Genomic DNA, 26,230 nt, shown 5'->3' with positions numbered 1-26,230 from the left:
CCCGCTCTGCGGCCCTTTCCGAACGGTCCGGCGCCCCGGCAATTCCCAACGCGTAAGACAATTCCCGGCCGCTACGCAAAGGCATATGTGCCTCACAAAACAAAACCCCTTGAAGCCATAGGCCTCAAGGGGTTTGTCAGTACTGCAGGCTGCCGCTTAGACGTTGAAGCGGAAGTGCATCACATCACCGTCTTTGACGATGTAGTCCTTGCCTTCCAGGCGCCATTTACCGGCTTCCTTGGCACCACCTTCACCCTTGAACTGGATGAAGTCGTCATAGGCCACCACTTCGGCGCGGATGAAGCCTTTTTCGAAGTCGGTGTGGATCACGCCAGCGGCCTGCGGGGCGGTGGCGCCGACGCGTACCGTCCAGGCGCGGACTTCCTGCACGCCGGCAGTGAAGTAGGTCTGCAGGTTGAGCAGCTCGTAACCGGCGCGGATCACGCGGTTCAGGCCAGGCTCTTCCAGGCCCAGGGCCTCGAGGAACATGTCTTTCTCTTCACCGTCGTCCAGCTCGGCGATTTCCGCTTCGATCTTGTTGCACACCGGCACCACGACCGCGCCTTCTTCCTCGGCAATGGCCTTGACCACGTCCAGGTGCGGGTTGTCTTCGAAGCCGTCTTCGGCAACGTTGGCGATGTACATCACCGGCTTGCTGGTCAGCAGGTGGAAGCCACGGATGACAGCCTTCTCGTCGTCAGCCATGTTCTTCATCAGGCTGCGCGCAGGCTTGCCTTCGGTGAAGTGCGGGATCAGCTTTTCCAGGATCGCCTTCTGTGCCAGGGCGTCCTTGTCGCCGCCCTTGGCGTTGCGGGCAACCTTCTGCAGTTGCTTCTCGCAGCTGTCGAGGTCGGCGAAGATCAGTTCGAGGTCGATGATCTCGATGTCGCGCTTGGGGTCGACGCTGTTGGAAACGTGGATCACGTTTTCGTCTTCGAAGCAGCGCACCACGTGGGCGATGGCGTCGGTCTCGCGGATGTTGGCGAGGAACTTGTTGCCCAGGCCTTCACCTTTCGACGCACCGGCCACCAGGCCTGCGATGTCGACGAATTCCATGGTGGTCGGCAGGATGCGGTTAGGCTTGACGATTTCCGCCAGCGCCGCCAGGCGCGCATCGGGCATCGGCACGATGCCGCTGTTCGGCTCGATGGTGCAGAAAGGGAAGTTCTCCGCCGCGATGCCAGACTTGGTCAGGGCGTTGAACAGGGTGGACTTGCCGACGTTGGGCAGGCCGACGATGCCGCAATTGAAACCCATGGGTATTCCCCTCTCTAGGAAATCAGGCCTTCTGGCTGTGCAGCTCGCGCATGGCCTTGGCGAAATCGCCGGCCAGCACGTCCGGCAGCACGCCGAGGGCAAAATCGATGCTGGCGTCGAGCTTCTCCTGCTCGGCGCGCGGCGCGCGGCCCAGGACGAAGTTGGAGACCAGTTTGGCGTCGCCCGGGTGGCCAATGCCAAGCCGCAGGCGGTGGAAGTCGTTCTGGTTGCCGAGCTGCGCGATGATGTCGCGCAGGCCGTTGTGCCCCCCATGGCCGCCGCCGCGCTTGAGCTTGGCAACGCCCGGAGGCAGGTCGAGTTCGTCGTGTGCCACCAGGATCGCTTCCGGCTTGATGCGGAAGAAATTGGCCAATGCCGCCACGGCCTGGCCGCTACGGTTCATGTAGGTGGTGGGGATCAACAAACGAACGTCGTTGCCCTGATGGCTGAACTTAGCCGTCAGGCCGAAATATTTCTTGTCAGCGGTCAGCGATACACGCTGGGCGCTGGCAATGCGTTCAACGAAAAGAGCCCCTGCGTTATGCCGGGTCTGTTCGTATTCGGGGCCGGGGTTACCCAGGCCAACGATCAACTGGATGGCGGTCACGTCAGGGGCTCTTCCTTGGAGTTGGTGGGTTACAGGGCGCGGGGCGCACTGTAACCCGATCAACACCGGCGCGCGAGTGGATTACTCGGCAGCGCCTTCTGCTTCTGGAGCAACGCGTGGAGCGTGAACGTTGGCAACAGCTTTGTCATCACCGTGGGCCAGAGCTACGAACTCAACGCCTTTCGGAGCTTTCAGGTCCGACAGGTGGATGATGGCGCCGATTTCGGCCTTGGACAGGTCGACTTCGATGAACTCAGGCAGATCTTTGGCTTCGCAGGAAACTTCGATCTCGGAAACAACGTGCGAGATTTCGCCGCCTTTCTTGACCGGAGCTTCTTCGCCAACGAAGTGAACTGGAACCTTGGCGGTCAGCTTCTGGCCAGCAACGACGCGAACGAAGTCGGCGTGCATGATGAAGCCTTTGGCTGGGTGACGCTGCATGGCCTTGACCACGACGTTCTGCTTGGCGCCGTCGACGTTCAGTTCGATAACGTGGCTGAAGGCAGCTTCGTTTTCGAACAGCTTGGCGATTTCCTTGGCCACGATGGTCAGGGATTGGGCTTCTTTATCGCCACCGTATACAACGGCTGGGATGCTGGCGGAGTGACGCAGGCGGCGGCTCGCACCTTTCCCCAGGTCAGTACGCGCTTGGGCGTTCAGGATGAAATCAGTCATTTTGCTTCTCCAAAATAGCCTCCCGAAAGGCGTTTGCGACCAGCGCCAGACGGGGATGGCAAAAAAGCCCCGCCCCAACAAATGCTGGGGCGGGGCGCTTCACATCAACACGAGTCCCGCTTAGCGGAACATCGCGCTGATCGATTCTTCGTTGCTGATGCGGCGGACCGCTTCAGCAACAACCGGTGCGATATCCAGCTGGCGGATACGGTCACAGGCTTGAGCAGCGGCGGACAGCGGCACGGTGTTGGTCACCACCAGCTCATCCAGTACCGACTTCTCGATGTTCTCGATCGCGCGGCCCGACAGGACAGGGTGCGTGCAGTAGGCGTAAACCTTGGCAGCGCCGTGTTCCTTCAGGGCTTTTGCCGCGTGGCACAGGGTGCCGGCGGTGTCGACCATGTCGTCTACCAGGATGCAGGTGCGCCCTTCGACGTCGCCGATGATGTGCATAACCTCGGAGTGGTTAGCCTTTTCGCGGCGTTTGTCGATGATACCGAGATCGACGCCCAGGGACTTGGCAACGGCACGTGCGCGCACAACGCCACCGATGTCCGGGGAAACGATCATCAGGTTCTCGAAACGCTGGTCTTCGATGTCATCGACCAGTACGGGCGAGCCGTAGATGTTGTCGACGGGAATATCGAAGAAGCCTTGGATCTGGTCAGCGTGCAGGTCGACGGTGAGAACACGGTCGATACCCACGACAGTGAGCATGTCAGCGACGACTTTGGCGCTGATGGCTACACGTGCCGAACGCGGACGGCGGTCCTGGCGGGCATATCCGAAGTAAGGAATCACGGCGGTGATTCGGGATGCTGAGGAGCGGCGGAAGGCGTCGGCCATCACTACCAGTTCCATCAGGTTATCGTTGGTCGGGGCACAGGTCGGCTGGATAATGAAAACGTCTTTACCGCGAACATTTTCATTGATCTCAGTGCTGATCTCACCGTCGGAGAATTTACCGACAGAGACGTCACCGAGAGGGATATGCAGCTGACGTACGACACGCCGAGCCAGATCGGGGTTAGCGTTCCCCGTAAAGACCATCATCTTGGACACGCGCAGTACCTGAAGGCTGAGGGTATACCTGGATGAGTATAAGGAAAATGGCAGGGGCGGCTGGATTCGAACCAACGCATGGCAGGATCAAAACCTGCTGCCTTACCGCTTGGCGACGCCCCTGTATCTGTTGCTTGCGAACGCTTATGCGCTCGACTTCTTGACCAGACTTTGCAGCTTGCGATGCAACATCGAAACATTGCTTCCTTTCGCCACAAACCCTGTTTGGGTCGCTGAAAGAAGGGCCAGAACTTTATCAGCTTCGGCTTTGCTTGGGAAGGCCCCAAACACACAACTTCCAGTGCCGGTTAGTCGAGCCTCTGTGAATTTACCCAGTGAATTCAGCGCGTTGCGAACTTCTGGGTAATTCTGCTCTACCACCGGTTGGCAGTCATTTCGACTGTTTCCCTCGGGAACGGGGCGCATCTTAAGGGGGAGTGAATCACGTGTCAACTGCGGATGTGAAAAAATTTCTACTGTGCTGACAGACACTTGCGGTACCAGCACGACATACCAAGGCTCTACGGGGTCGACCGGGGTCAGTTGTTCACCCACACCCTGGGCGAAGGCGGCGTGGCCGCGGACGAACACCGGCACGTCGGCACCCAGGCTCAGGCCCAATGCGGCCAGGCGGTCCTCGTCCCAGTCCAGCTGCCACAGGTGCGCCAGCGCCAGCAGGGTGGTCGCCGCATCCGAGCTGCCGCCGCCAATGCCGCCGCCCATGGGCAGTACCTTGGTCAGCCAGATATCGGCACCCAGCCGGGTGCCGGACTGTTCCTGCAATTTACGTGCGGCGCGCACGATCAGGTTGCTGTCGTGGGGCACCGCTTCGATTTCGGTGTGCAGGCGGATCACGCCGTCTTCGCGCAGGGCGAAGCTCAGCTCGTCGCCATGGTCGAGAAACTGGAACACGGTTTCCAGCTCGTGGTAGCCGTCGGGGCGGCGGCCAATGATGTGCAGCCACAGGTTGAGCTTGGCCGGGGCGGGTAGGGTGAGCGTGTGCATGTGATCAGTGCCCCAGCTGGCGCGGTTGCCAGTCCTTGACCACCAGGGTCACGTCGAGGTCCTTGCCGTGCAGCTTCATGCGCTCCGGCAGCCAGTAGCCGTTCTGCTCGCTATAGCTCAGGTACTGCACCTGCCAGCCATCCTGGTCGAGGCTGGCCAGGCGGCTGTCGCCGTCCAGGGTCAGCTTGCTCTTGCTGTCGGGGGCGGGCAGGCCGCGTACCCACCAGACCAGGTGCGAGACCGGCAGCTGCCAGCCAAGCTGCTCTTCCAGCAAGGCTTCGGGGCTGGTGGCTTCATAGCGGCCCTGGTTGGCCACTTCCAGCACCACGCCACCAGGGCGGCCGGTCAGGCGTGCAGCGCCGCGGCCGAGCGGGCCGGCCAGGCGGATGTCGTAGTAATCCTGGCGTTGCAGCCAGAACAGCGTGCCACTGCCGGAGTCGCGCGGTGCGCGGATGCCGACCTTGCCGTTGATCTGCCAGCCATCGAGGCTGCTCAACTGCTCTTTATGGGCGCGCCACTGCTGTGGGTCGCCATGGCCCTGCAGGGCCTCGCGGCTTCCGAAGCCGGCGCAGCCAGCCAGCAGGGCGATCAGGGTGAAGGTGATGCAATGGCGCAGAAACATGGCGTTAAAGGGTCTCGGATCCGGTCAGGCGCAGGATGGTCTTGCGCAGGATAGGGCTGTCGGCCTGGGCTTCGAAGCCCTTGGCCCAGACCTGGCGGGCTTCGCGGCGCTTGCCGTTGGCCCACAGGACTTCGCCCAGGTGAGCGGCGACCTCGTGGTCGGGGAAGCGGGCGAAGGCCTGGCGCAGGTAGTTTTCAGCCTCGTCGAGGTGGCCCAGGCGGTAGTTGATCCAGCCCAGGCTGTCGAGCACGGCAGGGTCGTCCGGGGTCAGCTGGTGGGCCTTGTCGATCAGTGCCTTGGCTTCGGTGTAGCGGGTGGTGCGGTCGGCCAGGGTGTAGCCGAGGGCATTCAGCGCCATGGCGTTGTCCGGCTCGCGGGCGATGATGGCGCGCAGGTCTTTTTCCATCAGCGGCAGGTCATCGCGCTTTTCGGCCAGCATGGCGCGGGTATAAAGCAGGTTGAGGTCGTCCGGGTAGTGCTTGAGGGCTTGCTGCAGCACCTGGTCGGCCTGGGCGTCCTTGTTGTTGTTGCTGTAGCTTTCCGATTCGATCAAGTACAGCTGCACGGCGTAGTCAGGCTGCGCCTCGCGGGCCTCGGCGAGCAGGCGCGATGCTTCGGTGCCGCGGCCGTTGGCGATGAGGATGTCGGCCTGGCGCAGTTGCGCCGGCAGGTAGTCCGGGCCATTGCCGACCAGGGCGTACTCGCGCAGGGCAGCGGCCGGGTCATGGCGCTCTTCGGCGATGCGGCCCAGGTTGAGGTGGGCGGCGTCGACGTTGCTGTCGCGCTCGATCAGCTCGCGCAGGTAGACCTCGGCTTCGTCCCAGTCCTTCATCTCCAGGCACACCAGGGCCAGGGAGTAACGCGATTCGTCGTCATCCGGGTATTGCTGGACCAGGCTGAGGAATTCGGCCTTGGCGTCGGCCATGCGGTCCTGTTCCACCAGGGTGCGCGCGTAGGTCAGGCGCAGGCGCTTGTCTTCCGGGTTGTCACGGATCGCCCCACGCAGCAGCGGCAGTGCTTCAGGGCCACGGTCCAGGCTCTGGAGCAGGCGGGCGCGTAGCAGGATCGGGGCGATTTCGCCATTTTGCGTCGGGTGCGCTTCGAGCAGGTCGAGAGCCTCCTGGGCCTTGCCGTCCTGGTTCAGCAGCAGCGCCTTGCCGAACACCAGCTGGCTGTTGTCCGGGTACTTGACCAGCAGGCGGTCGAAGCTCTGCATCAGGCCGTCGCGGGTGCTCTGGTCAGTCTCGGCGGCGGACAGGGCGAGGAAGTCGAAGTGGGTGTCACCCTGGCCCTGCAGCACCTTTTCCATATACGTCATGGAGTCGTCGTAGCGACCGGCCCGGGCCAGCTGGATGGCAGCGGCGCGTTGGGCGTCGAGGTTATCCGGGTCGTTCTTGGCCCAGATCAGTGCGCTGTCCAGCGCTGGTTCGTCTGCGCCAAGGTACTCGGCAATCCGGTAGGCGCGCTCGGAGACGCCCGGGTCCTGGGTTTTTTCGGCCTGCTCGGCGTAGTTGGCCAGGGCGATGTCGAAGCGGTTGCGCTGCCCGGCCAGTTCGGCCACCAGCAGGCTATAAAGGGTGTCTTGCGTGAACGACCCATACACCACGGGCTTCTTCGCCTCGGCCTCGGCGGCGGGAGGCTCGGCCTCTTGCGGGGCCAGGCTCTGGCAGCCCTGGAGCAGGGCGAAGGCAAGCAGCAATGCGTAGGGTCTGTTCATAGAGAGGCTTAAAAAGACTAACCGGCGGTCGGAGCATGATGACACAAGCGCGGGGGCAAACCCACCTGCGGAGGTCGTGGTTTACAGCTTGGGTGGTGCAAGCTTCGGACAACGGAGTGGGTCATGGGTTCGTTGCAAAGTGACTCTGTCACGGACTGCCCATTTTACGAAGAAAAAAATGGGCACGTTCGCCTCTATCGTGACCTTGGGTTAGCCTCGTTCGAGGTATCTTGTGAGGCCTTCGAAGATAATTAATGATGAGACGGAGAGTATTAGGTAATACCAAAAAAAAAGTATCAGTCGCTTGGTTTTCAGGGGGACGTTTTGTATATCAATGGGATCTGCCAGATTACGGCGCAGATAGAAATTCGGGGTCGACAGCATTCCGGCGATCATGCAAAGTCTCATGGTTTTGCCAAGAATGCCTGCGGTGGAGTACGTTGAGCGATTGTCTTGTACGAGTTTGCAGTTTGCCAAAAGTCTTTCGATGCTCTCGATGTGCCGATATGCGATATATGTTAATGCGAAAACATTAAGCAGTAGCGAGATTAGTATAGACAGTGAGATGAGTATCCACAGTATAGTTGTCATTCGGCTGATGCCTCGTACAAAAGCTCTCCCAGTCTTGCACCCTGTGACTTACTGAAATCTCCAGCTACCATGCCTCCTGCTGCTCCCCCAATGACTGCGCACGCGAGTGTGCCGAGGCCTGTCGTCGGAACACCTACGGCCAGGCAAATCTGCCAGAGAGCATAGCTACCCAGAGCTGCTCCGCCAGCGGTTCCCCCTAGACTTCCAGCTAATGAAGCCCCCTCAATATATTTTGCTTTCTCGCAGGCATCTTCACGTCCCAATGTGCATGCCTTCTGAATCGCTAAGCCAGTGGCCGCAACCTCAAGTGCTATGCCTATATAGGCGCCTTTCTTGATTAAGTTGGCAGCCTTGCCGACTCCTGCGACCTTATCGGCATATCCTGCGATCTCACCAGCGTTCAAATAGCTTTTCGTGGAAATGCCGAGGGTTCTTTTGATCGACCCTTTATTTCGCAAGCTGGTACCAAACGCGGCCATTCTGCCCAACTGCTCATCCAGCCTGGCGAACAGCGCCGCACGCTTGGCATAAAACTGATCGCGAGCTTTGAGCGTTCCTGAAGTCATGTGCTCCTGATGCAGCTTTTCAATTTCCAGCAATGTGTCCTGAATGGCCTTCAGGTGCCTGCTCCAGCCGTCACTGACCACGCCTGCGCCCATGGAAGCATGGGCGAGCAGGCTCTTCAGCAACTCGAAATTATCCAGAAAAAACTCATCAGCACCTTGCCCGCTGCGCATCAGTCCCATATGCGTCATGGCAGCCTTCGCCATCAGATACGCCTCCTGGCTGGTACACGAAAGCGTCGACCAATCACCGACAATGACCAGTTCGCCGCTTCTGACCACATTGTTGTAGATGTGTGCATTCAGTACGTCGAACTTGCTGGCCGAATGCCCGCTAAGCGCAAGGCCTGCCTTGAGTGTGTGGTAGTTCTGCATTTTGGGGTTGATGAACGCGCGGGCTTCGGTCATGCCATTTTCCTCACGCGTATTTCTTGTTGCCGATGCGGTCCCAGCCGCCAGCGATGTTGCCGCCGCCGGAGCCGTCGATGCGTTTCTGCTGGGTATAGGTGGTCTTGATTCGGCCGTAATCGAGCTGCACTACCTCGATGGGTACACCGTCGGCAGCACTTTGGGTGTAATCGGCAATGATCACTTCTTCGAGAATGACTTCGTAGTACTTGAGTTTGTCGCCGCCCGCGCGGCACAGCGCGAGTTTCACTTCCTTGAGATGTTGCCCGGCACAACTGGCTTCCATCAATTTGCAGCTTGCGCTGTCGAGGAGTTTGGTGAATCTGAAGTTGCTGACGGCGGTGCGGCCAGAAGTGGCACCACCGGCCGAGCTGGCAGTAGCCGAGGTGCTTTGGCTTACGCCAAAGTCGTAGCCAGTGACTTCAATCCATTTGTTGTATTTTTCATCCAGGGCTTCGCCCGCGATTTCGTCGATTTGTATGTATGCGTCAAATGCCATGCCTACCTCTCCTTGGCAATTATTTTCAGGGGATGAATGACTGGCAGGGACTTGGCCCGGTCAGTGATTGGCAGGCTAGGCACCGATATCGGGGAAGGCAATAGAGGGACATCTATTTGGGAAATGGACTACAAGACTGTGGATAACTTTGCCTTAGATGTGTCGGGAAGTTTCATTGACAGGTGCTGTTTGTAGGAAATATTACCTTTTGACTTGTGAGCGCTCGGGGCGGAGAGTGTCACGAGGGGAGGCGATTGGGGGATTCGCTTCTCCTGCTCTGGCCTCTTCGCGGGCAAGTCGGATCGCCGCACCGCCGCTCCCACAGATTTTGCGCTTGCCTTGGCGGTGGGGTTTTTCCGGGCGGGGCGTGGACAGGGCTCCCTGGGGCCAGGTTGGTCCGAGCTATCACGACAATAGCGAACGGTGGTTGTTCTAAAACCTGCGAAAGAGGACAATTATCGGCTTCTCGTCACAACCAGCGACCTTGCATGGCCTTTCTTGCACTTGGTATCAACCATAAGACTGCCTCGGTAGACGTACGCGAGCGCGTGGCGTTTACCCCAGAGCAGCTGGTAGACGCCCTGCAGCAGCTCTGCCGACTGACCGCCAGCCGTGAGGCGGCGATCCTTTCGACCTGCAACCGTAGCGAGCTCTATATAGAGCAGGACCACCTGTCCGCCGATGCTGTGCTGCAGTGGCTGGCCGATTATCACCGGCTGAGCCTGGATGAGCTGCGCGCCAGCGCCTACATCCACGAAGAGCACAATGCGGTGAAGCACATGATGCGGGTGGCCTCTGGCCTCGATTCGCTGGTACTCGGCGAGCCGCAGATCCTCGGCCAGATGAAGTCTGCCTATGCCGTGGCGCGGGAGGCCGGTACTGTCGGCCCGCTACTCGGGCGGCTGTTCCAGGCGACCTTCACGGCTGCCAAGCAGGTGCGCACCGACACCGCGATCGGCGAAAACCCGGTTTCCGTGGCATTCGCCGCGGTCAGCCTGGCCAAGCAGATCTTCAGCGACCTGGGACGCAGTCAGGCCCTGCTGATCGGTGCCGGCGAAACCATCACCCTGGTCGCCCGCCACCTGCATGAGCAAGGTGTACGCCGTATCGTCGTGGCCAACCGCACCCTGGAGCGGGCGAGCATTCTCGCCGAGCAGTTCGGTGCCCATGCCGTGTTGCTGGCCGACATCCCGCAGGAGCTGGCCAACAGTGACATCGTCATCAGCTCCACCGCCAGCCAGCTGCCGATCCTCGGCAAGGGCGCGGTGGAAAGCGCGCTGAAGCAGCGCCGGCACAAACCGATCTTCATGGTCGATATTGCCGTGCCGCGAGACATCGAGCCGCAAGTAGGCGAACTCGACGACGTCTACCTGTACACCGTCGATGACCTGCACGAAGTGGTCGCGGAAAACCTCAAAAGCCGACAGGGCGCAGCCCAGGCCGCCGAGGAGCTGGTTTCGGTAGGCGCCGAAGACTTCATGCTGCGCCTGCGCGAACTGGCTGCTGTCGATGTGCTGCGTGCCTACCGCCAGCAAAGCGAGCGCCTGCGTGACGAAGAACTGCAAAAAGCCCAGCGCCTGCTGGCCAACGGCGGCAACCCCGAAGATGTACTGGCGCAACTGGCCCGGGGCCTGACCAACAAACTCCTGCATGCCCCCAGCGTGCAGCTGAAAAAGCTCTCGGCCGAGGGCCGCCTCGATGCGCTGGCCATGGCCCAGGAACTCTTTGCCCTCAATGAGGGCTCGACGGACAAATCCCCGCAATGAAAGCGTCGCTGCTGAACAAACTGGAAATTCTCCAGGACCGCTTCGAGGAACTCACCGCGCTGCTGGGTGACGCCGAAGTCATATCCGACCAGACCCGCTTCCGCGCCTATTCCCGCGAATATGCCGAAGTCGAGCCGGTGTACGTCGCCTATAAAGAGTGGCGCAAGGTGCAGGACGACCTCGAAGGCGCCCAGGCGCTGCTCAAGGACGCCGACCCCGACCTGCGCGAGATGGCCGTCGAAGAAGTACGCGAAGCCAAGGAGCAGCTGGTCGAGCTGGAGTCCAACCTTCAGCGCATGCTGCTGCCAAAGGACCCCAACGATGGCCGCAACGTGTTCCTCGAGATCCGTGCCGGTACTGGCGGCGACGAGGCGGCGATCTTCTCCGGCGACCTGTTCCGCATGTACTCGCGCTATGCCGAGAAGCGCGGCTGGCGCCTGGAGATCCTGTCCGAGAACGAAGGCGAGCACGGCGGCTACAAAGAGATCATTGCCCGTGTCGAAGGTGACAACGTGTACGGCAAGCTCAAGTTCGAATCCGGTGCGCACCGTGTTCAGCGTGTACCAGAGACCGAATCCCAGGGCCGTATCCACACCTCGGCCTGCACCGTGGCCGTACTGCCCGAGCCCGACGAGCAAGCGGCCATCGAGATCAATCCGGCCGACCTGCGTGTCGACACCTACCGCGCCTCGGGCGCGGGTGGTCAGCACGTGAACAAGACCGACTCGGCAATCCGCATCACCCACTTGCCCACCGGCATCGTGGTCGAGTGCCAGGAAGAGCGTTCGCAGCACAAGAACCGTGCTCGCGCCATGTCCTGGCTGTCGGCCAAGCTCAACGACATGCAGACCAGCGCCGCGCAGAACGCCATCGCCAGCGAGCGCAAGCTGCTGGTCGGTTCCGGTGACCGCTCCGAGCGCATCCGTACCTACAATTATCCACAGGGGCGGGTGACCGATCACCGCATCAACCTGACCCTTTACTCCCTCGACGACATCCTTGCCGGTGGCGTGGAGGCCGTGATTGAACCTCTGTTGGCCGAGTACCAGGCTGACCAACTGGCTGCCCTGGGGGACTGATGACCATCATTGCCAGCCTCCTGCGCAACGCGCACCTGCCGGACTCGCCCAGCGAGCGCCTGGACGCCGAACTGCTGCTGGCTGCCGCCATCGGCAAGTCGCGCAGTTTTCTGCACACCTGGCCCGAGCGCATCGTCAGCAGCGAAGATGCCGAGACCTACGCCAGCTACCTGCAGCGCCGCCGTGCCGGCGAGCCGGTGGCTTACATCCTGGGGCAGCAGGGCTTCTGGAAGCTCGATCTGGAAGTGGCGCCACATACGCTGATCCCTCGCCCGGATACCGAACTGCTGGTCGAAACTGCGTTGGAGCTGCAGCCCGCATCGCCAGCCAAGGTTCTTGACCTGGGTACCGGCACCGGCGCCATTGCCCTGGCCCTGGCCAGCGATTGCCCGGCCTGGCAGGTGACGGCCGTGGACCGCGTCGAAGAAGCCGTGGCGCTGGCCGAGCGAAATCGCCAGCGTCTGGGCCTGGGCAACGTCCAGGTGCTTGCCAGCCATTGGTTCGGCAGCCTGGCCGGGCAGCGTTTCGACCTGATTCTCAGCAACCCGCCATATATCCGCGCCGAAGACCCACACCTGGTCGAAGGCGACGTGCGTTTCGAGCCCAGTAGCGCATTGGTGGCCGGTACCGATGGCCTCGATGACCTGCGGGTGATCGTCGCCCAGGCGCCCGAGCATCTGCTGCCAGGTGGCTGGCTGCTGCTCGAGCACGGTTACGACCAGGCGGCGGACGTGCGTGCCTTGCTGAGCGCGCAAGGCTTCACCGAGGTGGCCAGCCGCAAGGACCTGGGTGGCCATGAGCGTATTTCACTGGGGCGCCTGCCATGCTGAGCGATCAGGAACTGTTGCGTTACAGCCGGCAGATCCTGCTGGCCCAGGTGGACATCGACGGCCAGCTGCGGCTCAAGCACAGCAAGGCATTGATCGTCGGTCTTGGTGGCCTCGGCTCGCCGGTGGCGCTGTACCTGGCGGCTGCAGGCGTTGGTGAACTGCACCTGGCCGACTTCGACACCGTCGACCTGACCAACCTGCAACGCCAGGTCATCCATGACAGCGACAGCGTCGGCAAGAGCAAGGTGGATTCGGCATTGCAGCGGCTGCAGGCGATCAACCCCGAGATTGCGCTGGTTGCCCACCGCCAGGCACTGGATGAAGACTCCCTGGCCGCAGCGGTGGCAGCGGTCGACCTGGTGCTGGACTGCTCCGACAACTTCGGTACCCGCGAGGCGGTCAATGCGGCCTGCTTCGCCGCTGGCAAACCGCTGGTGAGTGGCGCGGCGATCCGCCTGGAAGGCCAGTTGTCGGTGTTCGATCCGCGCCGTGACTACAGCCCTTGCTACCACTGCCTGTACGGCCACGGCAGCGAAGGCGAGCTGACCTGCAGCGAAGCCGGCGTGATCGGCCCGCTGGTGGGGCTGGTGGGTAGCCTGCAGGCGCTGGAGGCGATGAAGCTGCTGGCCGGCTTCGGCGAGCCGCTGATAGGCCGCCTGCTGTTGATCGATGCCCTTGGCACGCGGCTGCGTGAGCTGCGGGTCAAGCGTGACCCGGCCTGTGCCGTGTGCGGCAAGCGCGATGGCTGAGCGCTCGGCGCCGGTCGGCGTGATGGACTCGGGGGTCGGCGGCTTGTCGGTGCTCGCCGAGATCCAGCGCCTGCTGCCAGACGAGTCACTCCTTTACGTGGCCGACTGTGGTCATGTGCCCTATGGCGAGAAGTCCCCGGACTACATCCGCCAGCGTTGCCGGCGCATCGCCGAGTTCTTCCAGGCGCAAGGTGCCAAGGCGATGGTCCTGGCCTGCAATACTGCGACCGTGGCTGCGGTTGCCGACCTGCGCGAGTTGTACCCCGACTGGCCCTTGGTCGGCATGGAGCCGGCGGTCAAGCCTGCCGCTGCCGCCACCCGTTCGGGCGTGGTCGGCGTGCTGGCCACCACCGGTACCTTACAGAGCGCCAAGTTTGCTGCCTTACTCGACCGCTTCGCCAACGACGTGCAAGTGGTCACCCAGCCCTGCCCGGGGCTGGTCGAGCGGATCGAAACCGGTGACCTCGCCAGCTCGCAGTTGCGCCAGTTGCTGCAGGGTTATGTGCAGCCGCTGCTGGCCGCTGGCTGCGATACGTTGATTCTCGGCTGCACCCATTATCCGTTCCTGCGTCCGCTGCTGGCGCAGATGGTGCCTGCCGATGTGGCCATCATTGATACCGGTGCCGCCGTGGCGCGCCAGCTGCAACGCCTGCTGGCCGCGCGGGACCTGCTGGCCGACGGGCCTGCCCGCGACGCGGCATTCTGGAGCAGCGCCGAGCCGCAGTTGTTGAAACAAATCCTGCCTGTGCTGTGGCATAAGTCCGACAGTGTGCAAAGCTTTGCGTTGTGAAAAAAACGTCAAAAGCAGCTGAACTATCGTACCACTGCCGATTTCTACCGCATTGCCTGATGGCAGGCGGATACTAATAACAGCATCGAAAGGAAGGATGTTTCTTATGAAGAAACTGCTCGGCTTGGCGGCGGCTGCCGCGTTTACCTTGGGGCAGATGATGGCAGCGCAGGCTGCCGATGTTTCGTTTTCGGTGGGACAGACGGGAGACTCCACCATGGTCTATCGCCTGGGGCTGCAGTCGAACTGGGACGCGAGCTGGTGGCAAACTCGTGTTGGCCGGCTCACCGGCTACTGGGATGGGGCCTACACCTATTGGGATGGCGATGAGACGGCGAGCAACCACAGCTTGTCGTTTGCCCCGGTGTTTGTCTACGAGTTTGCCGGGGAGTCGGTCAAGCCCTACATCGAAGCCGGCATCGGCGTCGCCGCTTTCTCCAGCACGGAACTGGAGAGTAACGAACTGGGCTCATCCTTCCAGTTCGAAGACCGGATTGGTTTTGGCCTGCGTTTTGCCGGTGGGCATGAGGTCGGGGTGAGGGCGATTCACTATTCCAATGCCGGGCTCAAGAACCCTAACGACGGTGTCGAGAGCTACAGCCTGCATTACCGCATGGCCCTCTGAGTATTTCCGTTCTGGCTTCTTCGCGGTTTTACCCGCGAAGAAGCCGAACCTGAATACTCAACGAGCTAGCGGCCACAGGCTACTGAGGTCCAGCACTTCCAGCACCAGTTCCGGTTCACGCAACGCCAAGCGAGCGATCAACTCATCCGCCGCACTCTGCGGCGTCCAGGCATCCGGCACAGCCTGCACGGAAGTCACCGGCGTCTTCAGCGACTGCGGTGCCACCACAGTCAGGCCGATCCCCAGGTCCTTCAACGCCTGGCGCTGTTCACGCGCCCACTGCGGCACATTGTTCCAGCCCGCCGACACTTGCGTCGGAGAGTAGAGCTGCAAGGCCGAATAGCGGTTGAAAATCGCCATGACCTGCGGCTGATACCCCTGTGCCAGCAACGGTTGCGCACTGGCCAGGCAATGCTCGCCAGCCAGTTGGTTGTCATTGACGATGGCCTCGAACACGTCGCTGTCGGCTACGTCATCGGCCAGGTAGTCACTGGTCCCGCCGTTGATGATCAATACGTCCAGTGAACACCAGGCATGGCATATCTGCTCTGCCGCGCTGACCGCCTTGCCTTCTTCATGCAGTTGCCAAGGCAGGCTCAACAGCCGATTGCCATGGCGCACCGCCAGTGCCTCCAGTTCCTCGCTTTCCTTGCTACTTGCGGCAACCCGGTGCCCTTGTTCGAGCAACCGCTCCACCAAGGCCAGACCCAGTCCGTTGCTGGCCCCCGTAACCCAGAAACTACGCGAGTTGTTCAAGATACTGCCCTCTGATCCTGCCGGCGTGGTAGGCCCTTGAAGGCTTCCAGTGCACGCTGGCGACTGCTTCCGAGATCGACAATCGGACTGTGATAGGAATTATTAGCAAAAAGATCCGCAGACTTCACGGGCTGGTGGATGGATTTTTCATCCAGGCCCCGCAATTCCGGTAGCCAGTAGCGGATGAAGCGACCTTCGGGGTCGAACCGCTGCGACTGCGAAACCGGGTTGAAGATACGGAAATAGGGCACTGCGTCGGTGCCGGTGGAGGCACTCCACTGCCAGCCACCATTGTTGGCGGCCAGATCGCCGTCTATCAGATGGCGCATGAAATGGCGTTCGCCCAGGCGCCAGTCGATCAGCAGGTTCTTGCTGAGGAACATGGCGACGATCATGCGCAGGCGGTTATGCATCCAGCCGGTGTGCAGCAGTTGGCGCATGGCTGCGTCGATGATCGGGAAGCCGGTACACCCCTCCTGCCAGGCCTTGAAGTCGTCCGGCGCATCGCGCCAGGGCAGGGCTTCGGTCTGGGCGCGGAAGGCACGATGCCGGGAGACCTGTGGATAACCGGTCAGGATATGTTTGTAGAACTCGCGCCAGAGCAGCTCGTTGATCCAAGTCTGGACGCCGCTGCTGCCACTGTCGAATTCGCCACGGTTGCTGGCGAGGGCGGCATGCAGGCATTGGCGAGGCGAAATCACCCCTGCAGCCAGGTAGGCTGAAAGCTGGCTGGTGCCTGGCTTGGCCGGGAGGTCGCGCAGGTACCCATAGTCCTCGACCGTTTCATCGAGAAAGCGGGCCAGTCGCGCCTGCGCTTCGTCTTCACCGGCGGGCCAGTGTTCGCTCAGTGTGCGGGCAGGTTTGTCGAAGCCCTCGATATGCTGCGGGATCGGGTCGCTGGCGATATCCAGCGGTTGCTGGCGTTTCACCGGTTGGGCCAGTGGCGGGAGGCTGCGGTGCAGGTGTTCGAGGCAGACTTTCTTGAACTGGGAAAAGACCTGAAAGTAGTCGCCGCTGCGGGTCAGGATGGTGCCCGGGCGGAAGAACAGCTGGTCGAGGTAGCTGTGGGCGCGGACGCCGGAATCCTCCAGCAGCTTGCGCGTGGCTGCATCGCGACGTTCTTCGTTGATGCCGTATTCATCGTTCCAGTGCACCGCCTCGATAGCATGCTGGCGGCAGACTTCGAGCAGGGTGGCCGGTGCCTGGTCCCAGGTGTCGATCTTGCGCACCAGTAGCGGGATATTCAGCTGGTCCAGCGACTGGCGCAGCTGACGCAGGTTGCGCAGCCAGAAGTCGACCTTGCAGGCCGCGTCGTCGTGGGCCTGCCATTGGCCGGGGCTGGCCAGCCACAAGGCCACGGTCGGGCCGCGTTCGCAGGCGACGCTGAGGGCGGAGTTGTCATTGATGCGCAGGTCGCTGCGCAGCCAGATCAGTTGCATGGGGCACTCGTCTCTACAGGCCGGCGGACATTGCCTCGCAGCAAACGCAATGCCGCCTGCGGGGTATCGAACAGGAAAAGGTCGGGCAGATCGAAAGCGTGCAGCTGAGCGTGGTGCAGGGCGAGGGTGGGGCCACCCAACAACTTGGCCCCGGCGATACCCTGCAAGGTGCGCAGCAAGGCGCTGGCATCGATACGTGGGCCAAGGTGCATCAGTACTGCCCGTGGCTGCAGGGTGGTCACGGCGCGTTGCAGCTGTGCGCCTCCCACCGGTTGCTCAAAGACCTCTACGGGGATGCCATTGCTGCTCAGTAGCCAGGCGCATAGCCACAGGCTGGGGTCGAAAGGGCGCTCGCTGTCTGCGCAGAGCAGCACGGCGGGCCCTTGCAACGATTGATTGTCGTGGTACACCCGTGCCCCTAGCTTGCTGCGCAGCCAGGTGTGGAAAAACACCTGTTCAAGGCGCGCGTTGAAGTGGCTGCGCCAGCGAACGGCGAGGGATTCCAGCAGCGGCAGCAGCAGCTGTTCACACAGCGTCACGGCGGGGTACAAGGCCATGACCTGGTTCAGTTGCTGATCGAGGCTACGTTGGGAAAGATGGGCGATGGCTTCGATCAACTGCTGCTGACGCGGTTGCCAGTCGCCAATTGGTGCCCGCTCTACCGGCTGCTCGAGCAGTTCGCGCACCTGGCCGACCGAAGCACCGCGTTCAAGCCAGGCGAGAATCGCCTGCACCCGCTCGAACTGGTCTGGCCCATACAAACGGTGCCCCTTGGCGGTACGTTGCGGTTTGAGCAGGCCATAGCGGCGCTCCCAGGCGCGCAAGGTGACTGGGTTGACGCCGGTGCGCCGGGCCAGTTCGCCAATTGGCACCAGTGTTTCAGACAGCATTGCGCAGGCCCAGGCTGTCGGGGTGCGGCTGCAGGTAGGCCTGTTGCTGCAGGTAGGGATCAGGATGTTTGCGCAGGTGATGCTTGAGCAGGGTCAGTGGCACCACCAGCGGTACCTCGCCTTGCTGGTACTGGCCGATGATGTGCTGCAGCTCGGCCTTGTCCTGCTGCGTCAGCGAGTCCTTGAAGTAGCCGCTCAGGTGCTGCAAGACGTTGCAGTGGGTACCCCGGCTGGCGCAACGACGCAGTGCCTGCATCAGCTGGCCGAAATAGCGAGGCCCGATCTGCTCGGGGTCGTCCTCCCGGCTCATGCTGCCCAGCAGGCGGCCGAGCTGGCGATAGGCCTGGGGGTTGTTCGCCATCAGCAGGTACTTGTAGCGTGAATGGAAGCGTACCAGCGCGCCACGGCTCAACCCTTGCGCCCGCAATTGCTGCCAGTCGGCATAGGCATAGACGCGGCTGATGAAGTTCTCGCGCAGCACCGGGTCGTGCAGGCGACCTTCCTCTTCGACCGGCAAGTCGGGACGGCGGGCGCAGAAGGCGGCGGCGTAGGCGCCTGTGCCACCTTGCGGGGCAGCGTGACCGTTGTCCTGATAGACCTTGACCCGTTCCAGGCCGCAGGAAGGGGACTTCTGCATGAAGATGTAGCCACAGATGTCATCAAGCTCACCGGCCATCTGCTCGCCATAGCTGCGTAGCGGGCCGGTCAGATCCATACCTGAGTTGCGCGTGCCGACCACGGTTGGCTGCGCGGGGTCACCGACAAGGCGTATCGGGTCGCGTGGTACGCCCAGGCCGATGGCGACTTCAGGGCACACCGGTAGCCAATCGAAATGCGCATGCAGTTTTTCACGGCAAAGATCGGAAGCCTTGTGCCCACCGTTGTAGCGCACACTATGGCCCGTCAGGCAGGCGCTGATGGCGATACGGGGCTTAGAAGCGGGGGCAGGTTCGTGCATGGCTGTCTCCGGGAAACTTGTACATGAAAGCAAGCGCGTACAAGTTCATTCCAGCACAGCCAGAAACTTATGCAAACTAGTATTTTTGTATAGCTTTGCCGAATGCTGTTATTCGAGATGTTCCAGCAGCCGTCGCGCGGCTTCCTGGCCACTGAGCCAGGCGCCTTCGACGCGGCCTGACAGGCACCAGTCGCCACAGGCATACAGGCCTTGGTCGGCATCGGCCAGTGCGCCCCATTCATGATTGCTGGTCGGCCGCGCATACAGCCAGCGGTGCGCCAGGGCGAAGCTCGGCGCCGGTACCACGCAGCCGACCAGCTCGGCGAATTCCCCCCACAATTGCTCGATCACCTCTTCCTTGGCCAGGTCGATGTGTTGCTTGCTCCAGTCGGACGTGGCGTGCAGCACCCAGGTATCGAGGTGCTCTTCACGGCCAGGTTTACTGCGGTTGCGGGCCAGCCAGCCGAGCGCGTTGTCCTGTACGAAGCAGCCTTGCATCGGCGTGTCCAGCGGTGTCTGGAAGGCCAGGGCGACGGCCCAGGTCGGCTCCATCTGCACACCGGCTGCCACAGCGGCGAGCTTGGGCGTGGCGGCCAGCAACTGGGTGGCCTGGGGCGCGGGCACGGCGATCACCACGCGGCTGAATGGGCCATGGCTGCAACCTTCGGTGTCCTGCAGGTGCCAGAATTGCTTGCCGCGGAACACCTCGGCGATACGGCAGCCGAAGTTCACCGTGACGTCCTTGAGCAGCCCGCGGGTGATGGCGCTCATGCGTGGCACGCCGACCCAGCGGGTCTGTTCGTCGGGGGAGGGGGTGAGTTCGCCATCAAGGTAGTTGTACAGCTGCGGCTTCCACTGTTCGGCCCAGCCGGCAGCGACCCACTGCTGCACCTGTTCGACGAAGCGCCGGTCGCGGGCAGTGAAGTACTGCGCGCCAAGGTCCAGGGCGCCGGCTTCGCTGCGCTTGCTTGCCATGCGCCCGCCACTGCCGTGGCCTTTGTCGAACAAATGGACCGATTGCCCGGCCTTTTGCAGCGCCTGGGCGGCAGACAAGCCGGCGATACCGGCACCGATGATGGCAATAGGTACTGTCATGATGGCCTCTTCGAACCTTGCTGTAGGCAGACTACGCTGTCAGGCAAACCTGTACAATGCACAATCTTTGTATAAGGTTATTCCGCATCATAGGTAGGTTGGCCTATGGTTATCCGATAGCGATGGGTCTGGAAAAGTGCCTTGTTCTTAAAAATAGACCATGGCCGCACGCTGCGAGGACACAGCCATGCATATATTGCTGACAGGTGGTACAGGGTTGATCGGCCAGCACCTTTGCCATTACTGGCTTGGCAAGGGCCATAGTCTGACCGTCTGGAGCCGGCGCCCTGAGCAAGTGCCGCGATTGTGCGGCAGCGGGGTGCGGGGCATTGGCCGGCTGGAAGACCTGGGCGCCGATGAGCAAGTGGACGCAGTGGTCAATCTGGCCGGTGCGCCGATCGCCGATCGGCCCTGGTCGGCAGCGCGCCGCAACCTGTTGTGGGCCAGCCGCATCACGCTCACCGAGCAACTGCTGGCCTGGCTGGGCAGCCGTGAACAGCGCCCCGAGGTGCTGATTTCCGGTTCCGCCGTGGGCTGGTACGGCGATGGCGGCGAGCGCGAACTGACCGAAGCCTCGCCGCCGGTTCGCGAAGATTTCGCCAGCCAGCTGTGCATTGCCTGGGAAGAAACCGCCCAGCGGGCACAGCACCTTGGCATTCGCGTGGTGCTGGTGCGCACCGGGTTGGTACTGGCCAGTGACGGCGGCTTCTTGTCGCGCCTGCGCCTGCCGTTCAAGTTGGGGTTGGGCGGGCCGTTGGGTGATGGCCGGCAGTGGATGCCGTGGGTGCATATCGACGACCAGATCGCCCTGATTGATTTTCTCTTGCAGCACAAGGATGCCAGCGGTCCTTATAATGCCTGCGCGCCAGAGCCGGTACGCAACCGCGACTTCGCCAGGCAGCTGGGGCGTGCCCTGCACCGGCCAGCGTTCGTGCCCATGCCCGGCCTGCTGCTCAAGGCCGGTCTCGGCGAGTTGTCGACCTTGCTGCTCGGCGGCCAGCGAGCGCGACCTGTGCGCTTGCTGGCGGCGGGCTTCACCTTCCGCTTCAACGATCTGCAATCGGCCCTGGGCAACCTGTCCAGCCGCCTCTGACATAGGACGCTGCATGACCGATCACGCTCTGTTGCTGGTCAACCTGGGTTCCCCGGCCTCCACCTCGGTGGCCGATGTGCGCCGCTACCTCAACCAGTTCCTCATGGACCCTTATGTGATCGACCTGCCATGGCCGGTACGGCGTCTGCTGGTGTCGCTGATCCTGGTCAAGCGGCCGGAGCAGTCGGCGCACGCCTACGCCTCGATCTGGTGGGATGAAGGCTCGCCGCTGGTCGTGCTGACCCGGCGCCTGCAGGCGGCGATGGTTGAGCATTGGCCACACGGCCCGGTGGAAGTTGCCATGCGCTACGGTGAGCCGGCGTTGCCCGAGGTGCTGGCGCGCCTGGCTGCACAAGGTGTGCGCAAGGTGACCCTGGCGCCGCTTTATCCACAGTTCGCCGATAGCACGGTGACCACGGTGGTGGCGCAGGCACAACAGACTGTCGCCGAGCGGCACTTGCCGCTGGAGCTGCGGGTGCTGCAACCGTTCTACGATGATGCGGCGTATATCGATGCCCTGGTCGCCAGCGCCAAACCGTATCTGCAACAGGATTACGACCACCTGCTGCTGAGCTTCCATGGCCTGCCTGAGCGCCACCTGAAGAAGCTCGACCCGACCGGCAAGCATGACTTCCAGGCGGCAGACTGCTGCAAGGATGCCAGCGCCGAGATGCGCGCGGTGTGCTACCGCGGGCAATGCCTGGCAACGGCCAAGGCTTTCGCGACGAAGATGGGCATTCCGGACGGCAAGTGGTCGGTGTCGTTCCAGTCGCGCCTGGGCCGGGCCAAGTGGATCGAGCCCTACACCGAGACGCGTCTGGATGAGCTGGCCAAGGCCGGGGTGAAGAAGCTGCTGGTGATGTGCCCGGCGTTCGTTGCCGATTGCATCGAGACGCTGGAAGAGATCGGCATGCGCGGAAGCGAGCAGTTTATCGAGGCGGGCGGCAAGGAGTTGGTGCTGGTGCCGTGCCTGAATGATCATCCGGAGTGGGTGAAGGTGCTGGCGCAGATGTGCGAAAAGGTTTGAAGTGAGGGGGCCGCTTTGCGGCCCCTTCGCGACACAAGGCCGCTCCTACAAGAGACCGCGATCTTTCTGTAGGAGCGGCCTTGTGTCGCGAAAGGGCTGCAAAGCAGCCCCGAGGATCTCAAGGCAGTTGATCATCCAGCTTCTTGTGCTTCCAGCCGTCATTGCCCGGCAGGATCAGGTTCAGGGCAATCGCCACGATGGCGCACAGGGCAATACCCTTCAGGCCCCAGTCGTCCGGGCCGTCGCCGCTACCGATCAGCACGCCGCCGATACCGAACACCAGTGTCACCGAAACGATCACCAGGTTGCGCGCTTCGGCCAGGTCGATCTTGTGGCGGATCATGGTGTTCATGCCCACCGCCGCGATCGAACCGAATAGCAGGCACAGGATGCCGCCCATCACCGGTACCGGGATGCTCTGCAGCAGCGCGCCGAACTTGCCGATGAAGGCCAGGGTGATGGCAAAGACTGCCGCCCAGGTCATGATCTTCGGGTTGTAGTTCTTGGTCAGCATCACCGCGCCGGTCACTTCGGCGTAGGTGGTGTTGGGCGGGCCGCCGAACAGGCCGGCTGCGGTGGTGGCCAGGCCATCACCCAGCAGGGTGCGGTGCAGGCCGGGCTTCTTCAGGTAGTCGCGGCCAGTCACGCTGCCGACTGCGATCACCCCGCCAATGTGCTCGATCGCTGGCGCCAGGGCGACCGGGACGATGAACAGGATGGCCTGCCAGTTGAAGGCTGGCGCGGTGAAGTTGGGGATTTCCAGCCACGGCGCGGCGGCGATCTTGGCGGTGTCGACCACGCCAAAGGCGAACGACAGGGCAAAGCCTACCAGTACGCCCGAGATGATCGGTACCAGGCGGAAAATACCTTTGCCGAACACGGCGACGATCAATGTCGTCAGCAAGGCCGGCATGGAGATCAGCATCGCAGTCTTGTATGGCATCAGCGCAGTACCATCACCGGCCTTGCCCATCGCCATGTTGGCGGCGATCGGGGCCATGGCCAGGCCGATGGAAATGATCACCGGGCCGATCACCACGGGCGGCAGCATGCGGTCGATGAAGCCGGTGCCTTTGATCTTCACCATCAGGCCCATGAAGGTGTACACGAAGCCTGCGGCCATCACGCCGCCCATGGTCTCGGCCAGGCCGAACTGGCCCTTGGCGAGGATGATCGGGGTGATGAAGGCAAAGCTCGAAGCCAGAAATACCGGAACCTGACGGCCGGTGACCAGCTGAAACAGCAGGGTGCCTATACCGGCGGTGAACAACGCCACGTTCGGGTCGAGGCCGGTGATCAGCGGCATCAGCACCAGCGCGCCGAATGCCACGAAGAGCATCTGCGCGCCCGAAACGACCTGGCGCCAGAGCGGGTCGTTGAAGCCGTCCTGCATGGTCAGGCGTCCTTCTGCTTGGTGCCGAAGATCTTGTCACCGGCATCGCCCAGGCCTGGGACGATGTAACCATGCTCGTTCAGGCGCTGGTCGATCGAAGCGGTGTAGATCTGGACGTCCGGGTGGGCTTTTTCCACCACCTCGATGCCTTCTGGTGCGGCGACCAGCACCATGGCACGGATCTCCTTGCAACCGGCCTTCTTCAGCAGGTCGATGGTCGCGACCATCGAGCCGCCGGTGGCGAGCATCGGGTCGATGATCAGGGCCAGGCGCTGGTTGATGTCCGGTGCGAGCTTTTCCAGGTAGGTGTGCGCTTCGAGGGTTTCCTCGTTGCGGGCAACCCCTACGGCGCTGACCTTGGCGCCCGGGATCAGGCTGAGCACGCCGTCGAGCATGCCGATACCGGCGCGCAGGATCGGTACCACGGTGATCTTCTTGCCGGCGATTTTTTCAACTTGCACCTTGCCGCACCAGCCGTCGATCTCGTAGGTTTCGAGGGGCAGGTCCTGGGTGGCTTCGTAGGTCAGTAGCGCGCCGACTTCCTGGGCGAGTTCGCGAAAATTCTTGGTGCTGATGTCGGCACGGCGCATCAGGCCGAGCTTGTGGCGGATCAGCGGATGGCGGATCTCACGAGTGGGCATAGGGGGCTCCGAAAGGCGGGCAAAAAAACCGCGCTAGATTAATCTATTCAGCCTTTGCTGTCGTGCAGTCCTTTTGCACGTTAGTCCATAAATGCTTGATCTGTGACGAGCGGATGCGTACCTTTGCCCGCTTTTCCAAAATGCACCCCCCGGAGAGCGCCATGTCCGCCGATCTCGAGCACATCCGTCAAGTCATGCGCGAGGCAGACTGCCTGTACAACGAAGCCGAAGTCGAAGCGGCCATCGCCAAGGTCGGCGAGCAGATCTGCAAGGACCTGCACGACACCAACCCAGTGGTGTTCTGTGTGATGAACGGCGGCCTGATCTTTGCCGGCAAACTGCTGACCCACCTGCAGTTCCCGCTGGAGGTCTCGTACATTCATGCCACCCGTTACCGCAACCAGACCAGTGGTGGCGAGTTGTTCTGGAAGGCGAAGCCGGAAGTGTCGTTCATCGACCGCGACGTACTGATCGTCGATGACATCCTCGACGAAGGCCACACCCTCAGCGCCATCATCGAGTTCTGCAAGCATGCCGGCGCACGCGCCGTGCACACCGCCGTGTTGATCGACAAGGACCACGACCGCAAGGCCAGCCCAGGCCTGAAGGCGAGCTATGCCGGCCTGCCGTGCATTGATCGCTATATCTTTGGTTACGGAATGGACTATAAAGGCTACTGGCGTAACGCAAACGGCATTTTCGCAGTCAAGGGACTGTAACCATGATCCAGCCTGAATTCATCGATCAAACGCTGTTTACCGGGCTGGCAAAAAAAGCCGCCGATGCGCCGCGTTTGCGGCACCATCACAACTTCCATGACATGGCAGACCCTTGTCATCGCCTGGCGATCGGCATGCAGCCCTCAACCTATATCGCACCGCACCGGCACCTGAGCGATGACAAGGCCGAAACCTTGCTGGTGCTCAAGGGCCGCCTCGGCCTGCTGCTGTTCGATGAGCAGGGCACGCTGACCAGCACGCGTGTTCTCGAAGCCGGTGGCGAGTGCATGGGCGTGGACTTGCCGCCTGGCGTCTACCATGGCCTGGTGGCGCTCGAAGCCAATACCATCATGTTCGAGTGCAAGGCCGGGCCTTACCGCCAGCTGGTCGAGGGTGAGCATGCGGCCTGGGCGCCACGTGAAGGCGAACCCGGCGTGGCTGAGTACCAAGCCTGGATGCTCGCACAGTTCGATTGAGGCCTGCCGTTGCCTGCATGCTAGAGTGCTCCTTCATGCCAAGGAGCCTCACATGCGTGCGATTCTTCCCCTGCTGCTGGCGGTGAGCCTGCCTCTCGCCGCCGCACCGCTGCACAGCCAGTTCCTCCCGCCCGATGACCAGTCCCTGCGCCAGGAAGCGCCGACCGGCCAGCAGTTGCTGCAAGTAACCGATTACTCGGTGGTGGTGGGGGCCCAGCGCCAGTCCGACCAGCAGCCTATCCCGATCACCGCTTCGCTGCAGATGCGCCTGAAGGGCAAGCCGCTGAGCAAGGGCGCGACGGTCAGTCAGGTGCTGGTGAATTTCGACGGTGAGGCCGGCAAAAGCCTCAAGAAACCGGTGTACGACGACAAAACCCGCACCCTGAGCCTCAATTACCCCGTCAGTGACTACCGGGTGATCATGGACCTGCTGCGCAACGAGACGGTCTATGTGCAGTTCCTGACCTACGCCAATGGCCACATCTGGGCCGACCTGCACACCGGCACCGTACGTTCGCGTTGAGGCGTGCTACCTGTGGGGGGTAAACTGCCGGCCTTCGAAATTCCATGATGGTCAGTTGGAGCCGGCAATGCGCAAAGACAAGAAGCAGGTGATTGGTGACGAAATCAGTGACGACTACATCAAGTCGTTCCTCCAGTTTGAGCCGGCCGATGGCGTGACCTCGCCTTCGCATCACAAACTGATCAAAGGCTACCGTGGCCTGCGCGTCGATGACTTCGAGCGCTTCGTGGGCTTCTTCGTCGAGGCTGGCCTGGACCTGGATGGCAAGGACGAGCACGGCAAGACCTTCGTTGAAGTGATCGCCGACCAGCGCAACGCTCCGGAGTACGTCGAGATCATCGCCAAGGCCCGCGGCTGATAAAGCCCAGGCACAAA

At 62.0% G+C, this 26,230-nt stretch carries 28 protein-coding genes and 1 tRNA gene; 12 read left to right on the top strand and 17 right to left on the bottom strand.

Going from position 1 to position 26,230, the window contains the following annotated elements:
- Positions 1 to 156 precede the first annotated feature (156 nt).
- The 10 genes from ychF to ACLEJU_RS22390 form a co-directional block, all read right to left on the bottom strand.
- Positions 157 to 1,257 carry a redox-regulated ATPase YchF gene (gene ychF / locus ACLEJU_RS22435; protein WP_103445718.1) on the bottom strand — a complete coding sequence of 367 codons (1,101 nt, stop codon included), beginning with the start codon at positions 1,255 to 1,257 and terminating at the stop codon, positions 157 to 159.
- Between the two features lie 22 nt (positions 1,258 to 1,279).
- Entirely contained in the window at positions 1,280 to 1,864 is a 585-nt protein-coding gene (gene pth / locus ACLEJU_RS22430; protein ID WP_009686183.1) for an aminoacyl-tRNA hydrolase, read from the bottom strand.
- A gap of 81 nt (positions 1,865 to 1,945) precedes the next feature.
- Positions 1,946 to 2,539: a 50S ribosomal protein L25/general stress protein Ctc gene (locus ACLEJU_RS22425; protein WP_085673914.1), complete on the bottom strand. Its 594-nt coding sequence runs from the start codon at positions 2,537 to 2,539 to the stop codon at positions 1,946 to 1,948.
- 120 nt (positions 2,540 to 2,659) lie between these two features.
- Entirely contained in the window at positions 2,660 to 3,601 is a 942-nt protein-coding gene (locus tag ACLEJU_RS22420; RefSeq protein ID WP_003247410.1) for a ribose-phosphate pyrophosphokinase, read from the bottom strand.
- Positions 3,602 to 3,649: 48 nt separating this feature from the next.
- Positions 3,650 to 3,724 (bottom strand) — tRNA-Gln (locus tag ACLEJU_RS22415).
- A 21-nt stretch (positions 3,725 to 3,745) separates the two neighbouring features.
- A complete protein-coding gene (gene ispE, locus ACLEJU_RS22410; protein ID WP_435424776.1) occupies positions 3,746 to 4,606 on the bottom strand; it encodes a 4-(cytidine 5'-diphospho)-2-C-methyl-D-erythritol kinase in 861 nt (286 codons plus the stop codon).
- Between the two features lie 4 nt (positions 4,607 to 4,610).
- Positions 4,611 to 5,228, bottom strand: a complete 618-nt coding sequence (lolB, locus tag ACLEJU_RS22405) for a lipoprotein insertase outer membrane protein LolB (protein WP_435424775.1) — start codon at positions 5,226 to 5,228, stop codon at positions 4,611 to 4,613.
- 4 nt (positions 5,229 to 5,232) lie between these two features.
- Positions 5,233 to 6,945: a tetratricopeptide repeat protein gene (locus ACLEJU_RS22400; RefSeq protein ID WP_435424774.1), complete on the bottom strand. Its 1,713-nt coding sequence runs from the start codon at positions 6,943 to 6,945 to the stop codon at positions 5,233 to 5,235.
- A 587-nt stretch (positions 6,946 to 7,532) separates the two neighbouring features.
- On the bottom strand, positions 7,533 to 8,507 hold the full coding sequence (locus ACLEJU_RS22395; protein WP_435424773.1) for a hypothetical protein: 975 nt from the start codon (positions 8,505 to 8,507) through the stop codon (positions 7,533 to 7,535).
- 10 nt (positions 8,508 to 8,517) lie between these two features.
- The gene (locus ACLEJU_RS22390) at positions 8,518 to 9,006 is read right to left on the bottom strand and encodes an Hcp family type VI secretion system effector (protein WP_435424772.1); all 489 of its coding nucleotides are present in this window, start codon (positions 9,004 to 9,006) and stop codon (positions 8,518 to 8,520) included.
- Positions 9,007 to 9,494: 488 nt separating this feature from the next.
- Between ACLEJU_RS22390 and hemA the strand changes: the two genes are divergently transcribed.
- The 6 genes from hemA to ACLEJU_RS22360 all read left to right on the top strand — a co-directional run bounded on the left by hemA (position 9,495) and on the right by ACLEJU_RS22360 (position 14,845).
- Positions 9,495 to 10,772: a glutamyl-tRNA reductase gene (gene hemA / locus ACLEJU_RS22385; protein ID WP_435424771.1), complete on the top strand. Its 1,278-nt coding sequence runs from the start codon at positions 9,495 to 9,497 to the stop codon at positions 10,770 to 10,772.
- Complete coding sequence (gene prfA / locus ACLEJU_RS22380; protein WP_435424770.1) at positions 10,769 to 11,851, top strand: peptide chain release factor 1; 1,083 nt, start codon at positions 10,769 to 10,771, stop codon at positions 11,849 to 11,851. Before hemA ends, prfA begins: the two co-directional genes overlap by 4 nt.
- Positions 11,851 to 12,681 (top strand): peptide chain release factor N(5)-glutamine methyltransferase, encoded by an 831-nt coding sequence (prmC, locus tag ACLEJU_RS22375; RefSeq protein ID WP_435424769.1) that lies wholly within the window; start codon positions 11,851 to 11,853, stop codon positions 12,679 to 12,681. Before prfA ends, prmC begins: the two co-directional genes overlap by 1 nt.
- The gene (locus ACLEJU_RS22370) at positions 12,675 to 13,430 is read left to right on the top strand and encodes a molybdopterin-synthase adenylyltransferase MoeB (protein ID WP_435424768.1); all 756 of its coding nucleotides are present in this window, start codon (positions 12,675 to 12,677) and stop codon (positions 13,428 to 13,430) included. Before prmC ends, ACLEJU_RS22370 begins: the two co-directional genes overlap by 7 nt.
- Positions 13,423 to 14,220, top strand: coding sequence for a glutamate racemase (gene murI / locus ACLEJU_RS22365; protein WP_435424767.1), 798 nt, complete (start codon positions 13,423 to 13,425; stop codon positions 14,218 to 14,220). The genes ACLEJU_RS22370 and murI overlap by 8 nt, the downstream gene beginning before the upstream one ends.
- Before the next feature lie 106 nt (positions 14,221 to 14,326).
- Positions 14,327 to 14,845: an acyloxyacyl hydrolase gene (locus ACLEJU_RS22360; RefSeq protein WP_435424766.1), complete on the top strand. Its 519-nt coding sequence runs from the start codon at positions 14,327 to 14,329 to the stop codon at positions 14,843 to 14,845.
- A gap of 57 nt (positions 14,846 to 14,902) precedes the next feature.
- Here ACLEJU_RS22360 and ACLEJU_RS22355 read toward each other — a convergent pair whose 3' ends face one another.
- The 5 genes from ACLEJU_RS22355 to ACLEJU_RS22335 form a co-directional block, all read right to left on the bottom strand.
- Positions 14,903 to 15,601, bottom strand: a complete 699-nt coding sequence (locus tag ACLEJU_RS22355; RefSeq protein WP_435424765.1) for an SDR family oxidoreductase — start codon at positions 15,599 to 15,601, stop codon at positions 14,903 to 14,905.
- Positions 15,598 to 17,040, bottom strand: coding sequence for a deoxyribodipyrimidine photo-lyase (gene phrB, locus ACLEJU_RS22350; RefSeq protein ID WP_435424764.1), 1,443 nt, complete (start codon positions 17,038 to 17,040; stop codon positions 15,598 to 15,600). The genes ACLEJU_RS22355 and phrB overlap by 4 nt, the downstream gene beginning before the upstream one ends.
- A complete protein-coding gene (locus ACLEJU_RS22345; protein ID WP_435424763.1) occupies positions 17,031 to 17,930 on the bottom strand; it encodes a MerR family transcriptional regulator in 900 nt (299 codons plus the stop codon). Before ACLEJU_RS22345 ends, phrB begins: the two co-directional genes overlap by 10 nt.
- Complete coding sequence (locus ACLEJU_RS22340) at positions 17,920 to 18,888, bottom strand: YbgA family protein (RefSeq protein WP_435424762.1); 969 nt, start codon at positions 18,886 to 18,888, stop codon at positions 17,920 to 17,922. The genes ACLEJU_RS22345 and ACLEJU_RS22340 overlap by 11 nt, the downstream gene beginning before the upstream one ends.
- A 108-nt stretch (positions 18,889 to 18,996) precedes the next feature.
- Complete coding sequence (locus tag ACLEJU_RS22335; RefSeq protein WP_435424761.1) at positions 18,997 to 19,983, bottom strand: NAD(P)/FAD-dependent oxidoreductase; 987 nt, start codon at positions 19,981 to 19,983, stop codon at positions 18,997 to 18,999.
- A gap of 187 nt (positions 19,984 to 20,170) precedes the next feature.
- On the opposite strand from ACLEJU_RS22335, the gene ACLEJU_RS22330 reads away from it, so the two are divergent.
- Both ACLEJU_RS22330 and hemH read left to right on the top strand, forming a co-directional pair.
- Positions 20,171 to 21,076 carry a TIGR01777 family oxidoreductase gene (locus tag ACLEJU_RS22330; RefSeq protein ID WP_435424760.1) on the top strand — a complete coding sequence of 302 codons (906 nt, stop codon included), beginning with the start codon at positions 20,171 to 20,173 and terminating at the stop codon, positions 21,074 to 21,076.
- 13 nt (positions 21,077 to 21,089) lie between these two features.
- Positions 21,090 to 22,103: a ferrochelatase gene (hemH, locus tag ACLEJU_RS22325; RefSeq protein ID WP_435424759.1), complete on the top strand. Its 1,014-nt coding sequence runs from the start codon at positions 21,090 to 21,092 to the stop codon at positions 22,101 to 22,103.
- 118 nt (positions 22,104 to 22,221) lie between these two features.
- Here the strand turns inward: hemH and ACLEJU_RS22320 are convergent, their stop codons facing one another.
- Positions 22,222 to 23,496 carry a uracil-xanthine permease family protein gene (locus ACLEJU_RS22320; RefSeq protein ID WP_435424758.1) on the bottom strand — a complete coding sequence of 425 codons (1,275 nt, stop codon included), beginning with the start codon at positions 23,494 to 23,496 and terminating at the stop codon, positions 22,222 to 22,224.
- Positions 23,497 to 23,498: 2 nt separating this feature from the next.
- Complete coding sequence (gene upp, locus ACLEJU_RS22315) at positions 23,499 to 24,137, bottom strand: uracil phosphoribosyltransferase (protein ID WP_011532223.1); 639 nt, start codon at positions 24,135 to 24,137, stop codon at positions 23,499 to 23,501.
- Positions 24,138 to 24,298: 161 nt separating this feature from the next.
- Here upp and ACLEJU_RS22310 point away from each other — a divergent pair, with 161 nt between their 5' ends.
- The 4 genes from ACLEJU_RS22310 (at position 24,299) to ACLEJU_RS22295 (ending at position 26,213) form a co-directional block, all read left to right on the top strand.
- Positions 24,299 to 24,856 (top strand): hypoxanthine-guanine phosphoribosyltransferase, encoded by a 558-nt coding sequence (locus ACLEJU_RS22310; RefSeq protein ID WP_054887476.1) that lies wholly within the window; start codon positions 24,299 to 24,301, stop codon positions 24,854 to 24,856.
- Positions 24,857 to 24,858: 2 nt separating this feature from the next.
- A complete protein-coding gene (locus tag ACLEJU_RS22305; protein ID WP_435424757.1) occupies positions 24,859 to 25,332 on the top strand; it encodes a WbuC family cupin fold metalloprotein in 474 nt (157 codons plus the stop codon).
- A gap of 52 nt (positions 25,333 to 25,384) precedes the next feature.
- Positions 25,385 to 25,855, top strand: coding sequence for a hypothetical protein (locus ACLEJU_RS22300; RefSeq protein WP_435424756.1), 471 nt, complete (start codon positions 25,385 to 25,387; stop codon positions 25,853 to 25,855).
- Between the two features lie 67 nt (positions 25,856 to 25,922).
- Positions 25,923 to 26,213, top strand: a complete 291-nt coding sequence (locus tag ACLEJU_RS22295; RefSeq protein ID WP_027918322.1) for a PA4642 family protein — start codon at positions 25,923 to 25,925, stop codon at positions 26,211 to 26,213.
- Positions 26,214 to 26,230 lie beyond the last annotated feature (17 nt).

This window comes from Pseudomonas sp. SMN11 (genome assembly GCF_052041945.1).
Taxonomy (GTDB): Bacteria; Pseudomonadota; Gammaproteobacteria; order Pseudomonadales; family Pseudomonadaceae; genus Aquipseudomonas.
Note: the sequence above shows the minus strand (reverse complement) of the source record. Positions and strands in the feature narration are given on the sequence as shown.